Below are 13,357 nucleotides of genomic sequence, written 5' to 3'. Positions count from 1 at the left end.
CACGATTTGCCGGGCGGGTCGGCTTGATTGCCCCGGTCAGCCGCGCCTAATAGGGGCGCCACCGCGCTGAAGCTTCGAGAACCCCTTCAAAGTGATTCCTTCGCCCATGCGTTTTCGACCGATCGAAGCCCTCGTCGTGGCTGTCGTTCTTGTGGCGGGTCTGGCTGTTCTCTACGGCCCCGCGCTGCGGGAGGGGCTGCCGAGGGTCAGCGGTGACGTCTTCGACGGGCGCATCTTCATCGCGGTCCTGGAACACTGGTACGGTGTCGTCCTGGGGCTGAACGCGCCGCTGTCCCCGAACCACTTCTACCCCTTTCCGTACACGCTGAGCTATGGCGACGGCCTGATGTTCGGCGGGCTGGTCTACGCGATCCCGCGCTCGCTCGGCTTCGACCCGTTCGTGAGCCAGGAGATCACCAACGCGGTCGTCTGCGCCATCGGCTTCATCGCGACCTATCTCGTCGCGCGACGATTGCTCGGCGTGTCGGTCGTGCTGGCGCTGTTTGCCGCGCTTGTCGAGCTGCTGGCCAATTCGCTGGCCATCCGGGCCCTTCATGCGCAGTTGCTCTACGCCGCCTTCTTCCCCGTGGGCATCCTGCTGGTGTGGCCGCTTTTCCTCGCGCTGACCCGATCAGGCGACCGGTCGCCGTCCGGAGCCGGCCCCGTTCTGCAGGCGCTGGCGATCATCGCGTTGTTCTACGTCTGGGCGATGACGTCGTTCTATTCGCTGTTCGCGTTCACGCTGTTCACGGTGGTCGTGCTCGCGGCGGCGATGCTGCTCGACGTGCCGTTGCGCGCACGGGCCTGGGCCGCGGTGCGACGGCCGCAGCCGGCGCTGATCGTGCTGGCGGTGGGGCTCGCCATCGCGGCAGTGGCGGTCTTCGCGCTCTACAGCCAGTCCGGCCACGGGGGGCACAGCGTCTCCAGCATGAAGGCCGGCACGCGCACCTTCGTGGAGCTCTTCAACGTCGGCGCGTCGAACTGGATCTGGGGGTGGCTGATGCCGCCGCTGATGCGCCTGTTCTCCGGAAACCCGAACGATCCCTACGGGCTGTCGCCGGTGTTTCTGCTCGCGTTCGCCGTCTCTCTGGTGTGGCTTGTGTCGCTGGTCCGTCGCCACCGCAGGCTCGCGGGCAACCGGCCGGCCAGCGACGTGGACCGGGTGACCTTCGCCTGTGCGCTTGGCATTGGGGCCGTCGTGCTCGGGATCTTCGCCTTCCGCGTCGGGCCGGTGGCGCTGTTCCAGCCGGTCTTCGTCCTGATGCCGGGGGCCTCGGCAATCCGGCTGCCGGTGCGCTTCCTCCTGTTCATCGTGCCGGTTGTGGCGCTCGTGACCGCCTGCGCCCTCGACCTGTTCGCGCGCCGGGGCAGGGCGCCCGCCGTCGCCGTGGCGGTCGTGGCCTTGTTCATCCTGGCCGAACAGGGCCACAGCGAGAGCGCGTTCCGGCTCGACCGCCACGAGGAGCAGGCTTTCCTGGACGAGGTGGGCCCGCCGCCGGACGCCTGCCGGAGCTTCTATGTCTTCGATCCGAGACGCGGTCCGAGCGGGGACGATGCCACCGACCGCTATTACACCCACGGCGTGGACGCGATGATGGTCGCCGCCTACGTGAAGCTGCCGACGGTCAACGGAATGGCCACCTTCTGGCCGAACGACTGGGCGCTCACCGCGCCGTTCGAGCCGGATTATCTGGCCCGCGTCGCCGAGTATGCGGAGCGGAAGGGCATCACCGAGGGGCTGTGCGGCCTCGATCTCGGGGAGCGCCGCTGGGTGGTCGGCATGCCCGACGGTTTTGCGCCGCGGAACTGACCGCCGGGATAGGCTGACACGCTCGCGTCGGATGCTTGCCTCGGCAAGGCTGCGCCGCTAAGGCATTGGACGACGTTTCACGAGCCGGGACGATGACCATGGTCGATTTTGCCGCCCTCCGCAGCCGGATGGTCGAGAACCAGCTGCGGACCTTCGACATCACGGATCGCCGCATCCAGGATGCGATGAGGCTCATCCCCCGCGAGGTCTTCCTGCCGGCCAGCCGACGCCCGCTGGCCTATCTCGATGAGCCCATTGCGCTGGTCGAGCCGGAGCCGGGCAAGCTCGGCCGCTATCTGACCCGTCCCGCCGTTTTCGCCAAGATGCTGCAGAAGGCCGAGATCGAGCGTACCGACGTGGTGCTCGTGGTCGGCGCGGGGACTGGCTATCCGTGCGCCGTGGTCGGCCAGCTCGCCGATTCCGTCGTCGGGCTGGAGTGCGACGAGGAGCTCGGCAATCAGGCGAGCGACAAACTGGCGCAGCTCGGCATCGAGAATGCGGCCGTCGTGGTCGGGCCACTTGAGGCCGGCTGGGCGCCGGAGGCCCCGTACGACGTGATCGTCGTGGACGGTGCCGTCGAGACGCCGGTCGACGCGCTCACCGCTCAGCTCAAGGATGGCGGACGCCTGGTCGTCGTCGATGGTCGCGGCCTGTCGGCCATGGTGAGCGTCTATCGCCGCAGCGGCGATACGGTCGGAAGCTGGCCCTCTTTCAATGCGGCCGCGCCACTTCTCCCCGGCTTTGAAAAGCCGAAGGAATTTGTCTTCTGAACGGCTGAATATCCAGCAATTCCCAGACGTTAGCTTAGCAATCTAAGCGTTTGCGCTGTTGCCGAATTGCCGCATCGGCGCGGCGAATGCCCGTTTCTGCCGGCTAGCGGATTTTCGTTCGGAAAAATCGAGGCTACACCTTTGTTAATGGTCCGTTAATACCATTTCCAGCGGGGCCACCGTCGCCGCTGCAAAGGGGGCTTTGTTGCGTACAGGATCGTCCAAAAGCACGGGGCTCTTCGCTCCGCTGGCCGTCACTGCGTTGGCCTGTCTTCTGGGAGCGGCACCCGCCGCGGCCCAGACGATGAAGGATTCGCTGGCGTCGGCCTATTCGAACAACCCGACACTCAACCAGGCGCGAGCGCAGCTGCGCTCCGTCGACGAAGGCGTGCCGCTGGCCAAGTCCGGCATCCGCCCGCAGATCTTCGGCACGTTTTCCGCGTCATCCCAGTACACCGGCCTGCATGGCGTCTATTCGCCGCTGACCAGCCAGAAGTTCAACGCCAGCGGCGCGAACAATCCGATCGGGGTGGGGCTCAATTTCACCCAGCCGATCTTTCAGGGTTTCCAGACCAAGAACTCGGTGCTGCAGGCCAAGGCCGCGGTCCGTGCCCAGCGCGAACTGCTGCGCAACTCCGAGCAGTCGGTGCTGCTCGACGCCGCCACCTCCTTCGAGGACGTCATCCAGAACACGTCGATCGTCGGCCTGCGCCAGAGCGACGTCACCTTCCTGAACGAACAGGTGAAGGCCTCGAACGATCGCCTCGACGTGGGTGAGGGGACGCGCACGGACGTCAGCCAGTCCCAGGCGCGCTATGCACAGGCGCAGTCCGACCTCAACTTCGCCGAGGCGAACCTGGCGTCCAGCAAGGCGACGTTCCGGCAGGTGACCGGCCTGGATGCCCGCAACCTCGTCGACAACCTGAACCTGTCCGCGAAGCTGCCGCCCTCGCTCGACCGGGCCCTCGCCATCGGCCAGGACAATCATCCGGCCATCCAGTCGGCCATCCACAACGTCGACGTCGCCCAGTACAACGTGAAGACCCTCGAGGGTCAGTTCATGCCGGACGTGTCCCTCAACGGATCGGTCGGCCGGACCTACGACAACGGGTCGGCAGACTATTCCGATTCCGCCCAGGTCACGCTGAACGTCAACATCCCGATCTACCAGGGTGGCCGCGTCTCCTCCCAGGTCCGTCAGGCGAAGGAGGATCTCGGCTACGCCCGCATCCAGGTCGACATCCTGCGCGATCAGGTCCGTCAGGCTATCGTCCAGGCCTGGGCCGACTATCAGGCCTCGGTCGCGTCGATCCAGGCGGCGCGCACCGGCGTGTTCGCGCAGCAGCTGGCCCTTCAGGGCGTGATCGAGGAGCAGAAGGTCGGTCAGCGCACCACCCTCGACGTCCTCGACTCCCAGCGCGACCTCGTCGACGCCCAGGTGACGCTCGTGCAGGCCGAACGCAACAAGGTGGTGGCGGCCTATTCGCTGCTGTCGACCACCGGACAGCTCGGCGTCGAGATGCTCGACCTTCGCGTCGCGCGCTACCAGCCGGACTCGCACTACAAGGCGGTCAAGGACAAGTGGATCGGCATGCGGACGCCCGACGGCCGCTGATCGCCATCCCGCGCGGAGCCCGCGGGCTCCGCGCCTGTCCCTGAAGTCAGCTCCGCGGGCGAACTTTTCCACCACGCACCATCCCTCCGGCCCAGCCATCCAGCAAAGTTGGGGGACACGCGTTCGTCGGGCGGGTGGTGGCTGCTATCATGGTTAACACGATGTGATTCGTGGCGCGCCGATCCGGCCGCGCCCGATGGCAGGGGGTTCGGGGAGAACGATGGCGACGGCCCAGCCGAAATACGATCCGTCGATGGAGGAGCTCCTGGCGTCGATCCGGCGGATCATTTCCGAGGACGACCAGCCGGCTGCACAAGACCCGTCCCCCGCGCCCGACTACGGATTCTCCGACGCGTTCGAGCAGGAGATGGCGTCGCATGACGAGTTTGCGGGCCTGGATCCTGCAACGCTTCCCGACCTGATCGAGAAGAGCATTCGAGATGCCTTTCCGATTGGCGACGCGCATGCATCGGGCGACGCCTACGGGAGCGGGTGGGGCGCGCCCGACATGGAGGCGTTCTCGGCCGCGCTTGAGCAGGGCGTGCTCGACGACGATGACGCCGGCTATGACGAACGGTCGCCGGCCGAGACGTTCGACCACTGGGGCGATGCGTCGCAGACACGTTCCCAGGAGCCTCACAGCTTCGAGCCATTATCCCGCCCCGTCGACGACGGGTTCGACTTCAGGGATGCCTGGGAACCGCAGGCCGCCGCCGACGCCTTTTCGCCCGACGCTGAGGAGATCCGCCGTCTCCTTTCCGGTCGCAGCGACGAAGCGGTCGGGTCCTCGTTCGACACGCTGGCCCGCTCGGTCGACGCTCCGGCGAGCCGCGGTCTCGAAGAGGTGGTGCAGGACTGCCTGCGCCCCATGCTTCGGGCGTGGCTGGACGAGAACCTTCCGCCCATCGTCGAACGGCTGGTGCAGCAGGAAATTGCCCGCGCGTCGCGTCGGAGGTAGGGCAGCCGGCCGCCCGGCCTCGGGCTCGTAGCCGCACCGACCTCGCGGTCCCGTCCACATGGCTGCCGAATGTGCGGCGCGTGGCGCATGCGCGCCCGCGATGCTACTCTCAACAATCCGCGCCGATGTTGACGGCGCCTGCCGGTTTGGGCTTTACGAACCGTTCGTTCGCCCCCAACGGCCATCCCGGATTTGCATCCTATGCTCGACAAGACCTTTGACGCCGCGGCCGCAGAACCGCGCATTGCCAAATTGTGGGAAGAGGCCGGCGCCTTTCGGGCGGGTGCGGGCGCGCGGGACGGCGCCGAGCCGTTCACCATCGTCATCCCGCCGCCCAACGTCACCGGCTCGCTGCACATGGGCCATGCCCTCAACAACACGCTCCAGGACGTTCTCGTCCGCTTCGAGCGCATGCGCGGCCGCGACGTTCTCTGGCAGCCCGGCACCGACCATGCCGGCATCGCCACCCAGATGGTGGTCGAGCGCCAGCTCGCCGAGCGTCAGGAGCCGGACCGCCGCGCGCTGGGCCGCGAGGCGTTCGTCGAGCGCATCTGGACGTGGAAGGCCGAATCCGGCGGCACCATTCAGAACCAGCTGCACCGGCTCGGCGCGTCCTGCGACTGGAGCCGCGAGCGCTTCACCATGGACGAGGGGCTGTCGGCCGCGGTCCTGGAAGTGTTCGTCGCGCTTCACCGGGACGGGCTGATCTATCGCGACAAGCGGCTGGTGAACTGGGATCCGCGCTTCCTGACCGCGATCTCCGACCTCGAGGTCCAGCAGGTCGAGGTGAAGGGCAGCCTCTGGCACTTCCGCTACCCGATCGAGGGCGGCCACACGTATGAAGCGCCGGTCGCCTGGGACGAGGAGAGCGGCGAGCCGACCGAGTACGAGACCCGCGACTACATCGTCGTCGCCACCACGCGGCCGGAGACCATGCTGGGCGATACCGCGGTTGCGGTCCACCCCGACGATCCGCGCTATGCGGGGCTGATCGGCAAGCACGTGGTGCTGCCGCTCGTCGGTCGCCGCATCCCGATCGTCGCCGACGACTACGCCGATCCGGAGACCGGTTCCGGCGCGGTGAAGATCACGCCCGCCCACGACTTCAACGACTTCGAGGTGGGCCGGCGCCACGGGCTGCGGATGATCAACATCCTCGACGAGGAAGCGCGGATCGCGGTGCGCGACAACGAGGATTTCCTGGACGGCGTCGGCGACGACGCGGACTTTGCCGACGTCATGGCGCTGAATGGCGTCGACCGGTTCCAGGCACGCGAGGCCGTCGTGGCGCTGATGGAACAACGCGGGCTGCTCGCCGAGATCGAGCCCCACGTCCACACCGTTCCGCACGGCGACCGGTCGGGCGTGGTCATCGAGCCGTTCCTCACCGACCAGTGGTACGTCGACGCCGCCACCATGGCGAAGCCGGCGATCGAGGCCGTCCGCCGCGGCGACACCACCTTCGTTCCGGGCAACTGGGAGAAGGTCTATTTCGAGTGGATGGAGAACATCCAGCCCTGGTGCGTCTCGCGCCAGCTGTGGTGGGGCCATCAGATCCCGGCCTGGTACGGCCCGGACGGCAGCATCTTCGTCGCGAAGTCCGAGGCTGAGGCGCTGCAGGCGGCCGCCGACATGCTGGGCCGCCCCGCTACCGTGATGAGCAAGGCCGAGGCGGTGGCCGCCTGGGAAAACCCGTCGGCGGACACGGTCGCGCTCTACCGCGACGAGGACGTCCTCGACACCTGGTTCTCTTCAGGGCTGTGGCCGTTCTCGACGCTCGGCTGGCCGGACAAGACGCCGGAACTCGCCCGCTACTATCCGACCAGCGTGCTGGTCACGGGCTTCGACATCATCTTCTTCTGGGTCGCCCGGATGATGATGATGGGCCTGCACTTCACCGACCAGGCGCCCTTCAGTACCGTCTACATCCACGCCCTCGTCCGCGACGAGAAGGGCGCCAAGATGTCGAAGTCGAAGGGCAACGTGATCGATCCGATCGATCTCATCGACCAGTTCGGCGCCGACGCCCTGCGCTTCACGCTTGCCGCGATGGCGGCCCAGGGGCGCGACATCAAGCTCGCGCCGGCCCGCGTCCAGGGCTACCGAAACTTCACCACCAAGCTGTGGAATGCCGCGCGCTTCGCCGAGATGAACGGCTGCAAGCCGCTGGCGGATTTCGATCCGTCGACGGTCCGCGAGACGCTTTCCCAGTGGATCGTCGTGGAGACGGCCCGCACGGCCGCCGCCGTCACCGAGGCGATCGAGACCTACCGGTTCAACGACGCCGCCGGCGCGGTCTACTCCTTCACCTGGCACTCGTTCTGCGACTGGTTCCTGGAGCTCTCCAAGCCGATCCTCCAGGGCGACGAGAGCCCGGCCCGGACCGAACTGCAGGCCGTGACCGCCTGGGTCATCGACGAGATCGTCAAGCTCCTGCATCCGTTCATGCCGTTCCTGACCGAGGAGCTGTGGGCGCGGACGGCCGAGGAGGCGGGCTTCTCGCGCCCGAACGTCCTGGCGCTCACGTCGTGGCCGGAGCTTTCGGTCGCCGACAACGCGGCGGCGCGCGAGATCAACTGGCTCGTCGAGCTGATCAGCCAGATCCGTTCGGTGCGGTCGGAGGTGAACGTTCCGGCCGGCGCCCAGATCCCCATCGTCCTCGTCGGTGCGAGCGCGCTGGAACGGGGCTGGATCGCCACCCATGAGGCCGCCATCAAGCGGCTTGCGCGCGTCGAGGCGATATCCGAGGCGGACGCGCCGCCGCCGCAGTCGGCCCAGGTCATCCTCGGCGACGTGGCGGTCTGCCTGCCGCTGTCGGGGGTCGTCGATCTCGATGCCGAACGGGGGCGGCTGCGCAAGGAGCTCGACCGTCTCGCCGGCGAGATCAAGAAGATCGACGCCAAGCTCTCCAACCCGTCCTTCGTGGAGCGGGCGCCGGAAGAAGTGGTGGAAGAGCAGCGCGAGCGCCGCGAGGAGGCTGAGAGCCGCCGCGCCAAGGTTCAGGAAGCCCTCGGGCGGCTCTGATCCTCAGTAAGGTAAGGGCCCGCTTGGCATCCGGCGGGCTCTCCGGGCAAGGCGGCGCGCGCGCCGCCAAGGCGCTCAGGCCGGCTCGAGCGACAGGTGGCCTTCGAGCGCCTGTTTCGTCTCGGCGAGCTTGTCGGCAATGAACGTCTGCGACACCACGAACCGGTGCGTGGGCACCGGAACGGAAATCGCCAGCTCGTTGCCCAGCGTGTCGCGAAAGGCAATGCCGGCCGCGCAGATGCCGACGGCGTGCTCCTCCATGTCGAAGGCAACCCCGGACTGGCGGACCCGCGCCAGCTCGTCCAGGAGATCCTCGACGTCGGTCAGGGTGTGGTCGGTCCGCGCCTCGAGCCGCTTGCCGATCAGCGCGACCACCTGCGCGTCGCTCAGGGTCGCCAGATAGGCCTTGCCGTTGGCCGTGCAGTAGAGCGGAAACGCTTCGCCGACGGCCGACACCGTCCGGAGCCGCTGGGGCCCGACGACCTGGTCGACGAACACCAGGTGGTCCTTCTTCACCGCCGCCAGATCCACCGTTTCGTGCAGTTCGTGCGACAGCCGCAGCAGATAGGGGCGGATGATCGCGGTGAAGTCCGTCCGCACGGAGTCCGCCAGCCGCAGGATCAGCGGGCCGAGGCGCACCCGCCCCGTGGGCGATGCCGCGATGACGAGCTTCTCCGATTCAAGCGCACCGACGATCCGCTGGACGGTCGAGCGGGCGAGATCGACGCGCTGGGCGATCTGGCCGAGGCTCAGCCCCTGTGGCTGTTCCTCCAGCGCGCGCAGGATCGCGGCCGCGCGGGCAATCACCTGAACCGAACTCTTTTCCATTCCGGGAGCTGACGTCATTGGGCCTTTCCAGGTCGATCTGCGTCGAATCGTGCGCCGATCCTGCACAATAACCCCGATCTCCTTCGTTTTCGGAGGCGTCCGGGGGACGGCTATCCGGCCGCTTCGTGTCGCACAGGTGGGGTCGATCCCGCAGCGGCAATCGCAGGCAACCGTGATCGGCTTGCAGGCCTGCTCACCAAGTGGTACACCTGTTCCATAATGCGATATACGTAAAAAATCGCAGCGATAGGGAAGCAGGCGTCGGAACGGCGTCTGACGAAGGGGAGGAGAGAACGTGCCGATCAATCGGATTCCGTTTGCCGTCGCGCTTGCGGCGGGGGCCGTCTGGCTCGGGGGTATCGTGGCGACGACGCTGCCGGCTCATGCCGCCACCGAGCTCAAGGCCTGCCATTTCCTGCCGCCGAACCACACGGTTCAGAAAGCGCTGACGGCGTGGTCGGAGGACCTCGAGCAGAAGTCGAACGGCGAGCTCAAGCTGACGATCTATCCCGCCGGCCAGCTCGGCGGCGGGGCGAACCGCCAGTTCGACGCCGCCCGCAACGGCATCTGCGACATTTCCTTCACGCTGCACGGCGCCACGCCCGGCCGCTACGCGACCACAGAGCTGGCGAGCCTTCCGTTCGTGGCTCCTTCGGGCGAGGTCACCAGCGCGGCGATGTCGCGCCGCCTGACGGAACTCGCGCCGGAGTATCTCGCGGATGAACACCAGGGCCTGAAGATCCTCTGGATGGCGGTGACGCCGCGGCTGATGTTCTTCTCCAAGGAGCCGATCCGTTCCGTGGAGGGCTTCAACGGCCTGAAGGTCCGCTACGCCGGTGTCCAGTTCAAGAACCTGATCGACGCGCTGGGCGCGGTTCCGCTCCCGGTGCCGCCGCCGGAGACGACCGACGCCATGTCGAAGGGCATCATCGATGCCGCCACGTTCCCGTTCGAGGGCGCTTCTAGCTTCGATCTCGGCACGGTCGCCAAGTACGCGCTGCAGCCCGGTGTGGCGTCGGCCACCTTCGCGCTCGTCATGAATCCCAACAGCTACGACCGGCTCTCCGACGATCTGAAGAAGCTGATCGACGCCTCGACGGGGCCGGATGCGGCCGAGGCCTACGGCGCGAGCTGGGATGCGGCCGAGGTCGAGGGCAAGGACAAGCTGCTCGCCAAGGGCGTCGAGCTGATCCAGCTGCCCGACGCTGAGCTCGCCAAGGTGAAGGCGACCGCCGAGGGCCAGGTCGAGAGCGCCGTGAAGGCGGTCGACGATGCCGGCAAGCCCGGCAAGGCCTTCCTCGACGCCTACACGAAGTAGGGACGCTTCAAGGCTCCCGGACACCCCGCGGCCGGGCCGCGGGGTGTCGATCCTTCGGCGGGACGCGATTGCCCGCCGGCGCGTAGATCCCGAGCTGCGGCGTGAAGCATGACAGGGTCCGATTCCACCACCTCACCGCCTGCGCCAAGGCCGCCGCGGTCCACTTTCGTGGCTGCCGTGGCGCGCCTGCAGAGCGCCCAGCTCCGGCTCGCCTCGACCGCGCTCATCGTCATGATGCTGGTGACGGTGGCCGACGTCACGCTGCGCTATCTCTTCAACAGTCCGATCCGCGGGTCGTACGACCTCGTCGAGGTGATGCTCGTGGTGTTCGTGTTCCACGGTATGGCGGCTGTGTTCTTCCGCCGCCAGAACATCGCGATCGACCTGATCGACAGTTTCGTCTCGCGCCGCTTCGTCGCGGTTCTGACCCGGTTCGCCGACATCGTCTCCGTCGCCGCCCTCTGCCTGCTGTTCTGGGCGATGACCGGCCCTGCCTGGCAGGTCTATGAATACGGCGACCGCAAGATCGACCTAGATCTGCCGATCTACCTTCTCTGGATCGCGGCTCTGGTCGGCATGGTCGGCGTCATCCTGGCGGCCATCGCGGCGCTCGTCGTCGCTCCCGACCCGGACAACCATCCGCGGAGTTCAGCCGAGTGAGCGCCCCCGCGATCGGCGCGTTCGGCGTCCTCATCCTGTTCGTCTTCCTGTTCCTGCGCGTGCCCGTCTGGGTGGTCCTGATGGTCGTCGGCTTCTTCGGAAGCTACGTCATGTCGGGTCCGCAGGCGGCATTGGCGATCGCCGGAACGACGCCGTTCGACATGGCGTCCGCCTACAACCTGTCGGTCATCCCGCTGTTCGTGCTGATGGGCGAGGTCGCCTCGGGGACGCGGCTGTCGGCCGAATTGTTCAGCGCCGCCCGGATCATGCTGTCGGGGGTCCGAGGCGGGCTCGCGGTCGCGACGCTTGCGGCGTCGGCGTGCTTCGGGGCGGTCTGCGGCTCGTCGGTGGCGACCGCCGCGACGATGACGCGCATCGCCCTGCCGGAACTCCGCAAGGCCGGATACGACGACGGCCTGTCCACCGGCTCGCTTGCCGCCGGCGGCAGCCTCGGCATCCTCATCCCGCCGTCGATCATCCTGGTCATCTACGCGGCGATCGCCGAGCAGTCGGTGCCACGTTTGTTCGCCGCCGCCCTGATCCCGGGCCTGCTGCTGACCGGGCTCTACATCCTCGTGGCGATCACCGTGGCGCACCTGCGGCCCCAGAGCGCGCCGGCATCCGAGAAGGTCTCGGCCCGCGAACGCTTCGCCGCCCTCCGGCAGCCGTGGCAGTTCCTGCTTCTCTTCATCGGCACCATCGGCGGCATCTACGCCGGCGTGTTCAGCCCCACCGAGGCCGCCGCAGTCGGTGCGTTCGGGGCGATCGTGCTGGGCATCATCGGACGGCGCGTCACCCTGGCGACGATCGGCCGGGCCATCGAGAACTCGGTGGTGGTGAGTTGCGTGCTGTTCGCCATCATCATCGGCGCCAGCCTGTTCTCCTTTTTCATCGTCCAGACCCAGCTGCCCTCGATGCTGGCGGGCTGGGCCGAGGCGCTCAACCTGCCGGGCACCGCGCTGCTGCTGCTGATCATCCTCGCCTACATCGTGATGGGATGCTTCCTCGAAGGCATCGGCATGATCCTGATCACCGTGCCGGTCTTCCTGCCGCTCGTCGTCGGCTATGGCTACGATCCGGTCTGGTTCGCGATCATCGTGGTGATCGTCGTGGAGGTGGGGCTCATCCATCCGCCGGTGGGCATGAACCTGTTCGTGATCCAGGCGCAGGCGGGCGACATCGACATCAAGGCGATCTATCGCGGCATCCTGCCGTTCCTGATCGCCCCGCTTCTTCTCATCATCCTGCTGATGCTGTTCCCGGGACTGGCCCTCTGGCTTCCCGCGCAGCTCTACGGCTGACCGCGATGACGTCCGACATCCGCCTCGTCTGCCGGCGCCCGTCCGGGCCGGCCCGGAACCAGGCATTGCGACAGTCCGGCGCGCCGGCATCGACCCGGGGGAGTGATCGACTGCCATGACCACATCCGTGCTGATCCTCGACACCTACGCCGACATGTACGTGGACGAACTCCGGCGCACCTTCCCGGAGCTCACGCTGCACGGCGCCAGAACGGCCGCCGACATTGCCATCGACCCGGCCGAGGCAGACGTGCTTGTGGCCTTCGGGATCGCCATCACCGATGATCTCATGCGGCGCGCCACCGGCCTGTCCTGGATCCAGTCGCTGGCCACCGGCGTCGACCATTTCCTGAACTCGCCGCACCTGCGCAAGGAGACGCGGCTCACCTCGGCGCGCGGCATTCACGGTCCGGCGATGCGCGAGACCGTTGCCTTCCTGATGCTCAACCAGAGCCACCAGGTTGGCCGGCTCGCCCGCAACCAGACCGACCACGTCTGGCAGCGCAATCCGTGGACGCTGCTGGCCGGAAAGACCGCCGCCATCGTGGGCGTGGGCCTGGCGAGTTCGGCCATCGCCGAACTCCTCCGGGCCTTCGGCATGCGGGTGATCGGCGTCAGCGGGACGCCGCGCGCCGCGGACGGGTTCGACCAGGTCGTCGGCCTCGAGGCGCTTCTGGAGACGGCGGCAGCGGCCGACTACCTGATCAGCGTCCTGCCGGGGAGCGCCGCCAATCGGCACCGGATCAATCGGGCGGTGTTCGCCGCGATGAAGCCGTCGGCCCACTTCATCAGCGTCGGACGCGGCGAGACCGTCGACGAGGCGGCCCTCATCGAGGCCCTGTCCGGGGGCCGGATCGCCGGGGCGGGCCTCGATGTGTTCGAGCGCGAGCCGCTTCCCGCCGACAGCCCGCTCTGGGATATGCCCAACGTCGTGGTCTGCCCGCACATCGGCGGCTACTTCACCGAGTACGAGGCGTATGTCCTGCCGCTGATCGTCGACAACATGCGGCTCTACCTCGCCGGCCGCCCGGCCGAAATGCGCAATCTCATCGACCATTGACGGTGGTCCGCCC

10 protein-coding genes are annotated in these 13,357 nt (G+C 67.5%); 9 read left to right on the top strand and 1 reads right to left on the bottom strand.

Annotation, left to right across the window (positions count from 1 at the left end; genetic code table 11):
• Window positions 1-136: 136 nt before the first annotated feature.
• The 5 genes from AB7M35_RS06465 to AB7M35_RS06445 all read left to right on the top strand — a co-directional run bounded on the left by AB7M35_RS06465 (window position 137) and on the right by AB7M35_RS06445 (window position 8,177).
• Complete coding sequence (locus tag AB7M35_RS06465; protein WP_453958177.1) at window positions 137-1,810, top strand: hypothetical protein; 1,674 nt, start codon at window positions 137-139, stop codon at window positions 1,808-1,810.
• 92 nt (window positions 1,811-1,902) lie between these two features.
• Window positions 1,903-2,580, top strand: a complete 678-nt coding sequence (locus tag AB7M35_RS06460) for a protein-L-isoaspartate O-methyltransferase family protein (protein WP_453958176.1) — start codon at window positions 1,903-1,905, stop codon at window positions 2,578-2,580.
• Window positions 2,581-2,884: 304 nt separating this feature from the next.
• Window positions 2,885-4,195 carry a TolC family outer membrane protein gene (locus AB7M35_RS06455; RefSeq protein ID WP_453958174.1) on the top strand — a complete coding sequence of 437 codons (1,311 nt, stop codon included), beginning with the start codon at window positions 2,885-2,887 and terminating at the stop codon, window positions 4,193-4,195.
• A gap of 220 nt (window positions 4,196-4,415) precedes the next feature.
• The gene (locus AB7M35_RS06450; RefSeq protein WP_453958173.1) at window positions 4,416-5,153 is read left to right on the top strand and encodes a DUF2497 domain-containing protein; all 738 of its coding nucleotides are present in this window, start codon (window positions 4,416-4,418) and stop codon (window positions 5,151-5,153) included.
• Between the two features lie 201 nt (window positions 5,154-5,354).
• The gene (locus AB7M35_RS06445; RefSeq protein WP_453958172.1) at window positions 5,355-8,177 is read left to right on the top strand and encodes a valine--tRNA ligase; all 2,823 of its coding nucleotides are present in this window, start codon (window positions 5,355-5,357) and stop codon (window positions 8,175-8,177) included.
• Window positions 8,178-8,252: 75 nt separating this feature from the next.
• On the opposite strand, the gene AB7M35_RS06440 is transcribed toward AB7M35_RS06445, so the two are convergent.
• Window positions 8,253-9,023 carry an IclR family transcriptional regulator gene (locus AB7M35_RS06440; RefSeq protein ID WP_453958170.1) on the bottom strand — a complete coding sequence of 257 codons (771 nt, stop codon included), beginning with the start codon at window positions 9,021-9,023 and terminating at the stop codon, window positions 8,253-8,255.
• 277 nt (window positions 9,024-9,300) lie between these two features.
• On the opposite strand from AB7M35_RS06440, the gene AB7M35_RS06435 reads away from it, so the two are divergent.
• The 4 genes from AB7M35_RS06435 (at window position 9,301) to AB7M35_RS06420 (ending at window position 13,344) form a co-directional block, all read left to right on the top strand.
• Entirely contained in the window at window positions 9,301-10,323 is a 1,023-nt protein-coding gene (locus AB7M35_RS06435) for a TRAP transporter substrate-binding protein (protein ID WP_453958169.1), read from the top strand.
• 168 nt (window positions 10,324-10,491) lie between these two features.
• A complete protein-coding gene (locus AB7M35_RS06430; RefSeq protein ID WP_453958168.1) occupies window positions 10,492-10,983 on the top strand; it encodes a TRAP transporter small permease in 492 nt (163 codons plus the stop codon).
• Window positions 10,980-12,284 (top strand): TRAP transporter large permease, encoded by a 1,305-nt coding sequence (locus AB7M35_RS06425; protein ID WP_453958167.1) that lies wholly within the window; start codon window positions 10,980-10,982, stop codon window positions 12,282-12,284. Before AB7M35_RS06430 ends, AB7M35_RS06425 begins: the two co-directional genes overlap by 4 nt.
• A 115-nt stretch (window positions 12,285-12,399) precedes the next feature.
• A complete protein-coding gene (locus tag AB7M35_RS06420; RefSeq protein ID WP_453958165.1) occupies window positions 12,400-13,344 on the top strand; it encodes a D-2-hydroxyacid dehydrogenase in 945 nt (314 codons plus the stop codon).
• The last annotated feature ends 13 nt before the right edge of the window (window positions 13,345-13,357 follow it).

The sequence above is a fragment of the Amorphus suaedae genome (assembly GCF_053629675.1).
The sequence above is the reverse complement of the archived record's forward strand: the minus strand, read 5'-3'. Positions and strand labels throughout refer to the sequence as shown.

Coding starts and splice junctions, on each gene's coding strand:
- AB7M35_RS06460 (WP_453958176.1), top strand. CDS start 1,903: ATGACCATGGTCGATTTTGCCGCCCTCCGCAGCCGGATGGTCGAGAAC.
- AB7M35_RS06455 (WP_453958174.1), top strand. CDS start 2,885: ATGAAGGATTCGCTGGCGTCGGCCTATTCGAACAACCCGACACTCAAC.
- AB7M35_RS06450 (WP_453958173.1), top strand. CDS start 4,416: ATGGCGACGGCCCAGCCGAAATACGATCCGTCGATGGAGGAGCTCCTG.
- AB7M35_RS06445 (WP_453958172.1), top strand. CDS start 5,355: ATGCTCGACAAGACCTTTGACGCCGCGGCCGCAGAACCGCGCATTGCC.
- AB7M35_RS06440 (WP_453958170.1), bottom strand. CDS start 9,023: ATGACGTCAGCTCCCGGAATGGAAAAGAGTTCGGTTCAGGTGATTGCC.
- AB7M35_RS06420 (WP_453958165.1), top strand. CDS start 12,400: ATGACCACATCCGTGCTGATCCTCGACACCTACGCCGACATGTACGTG.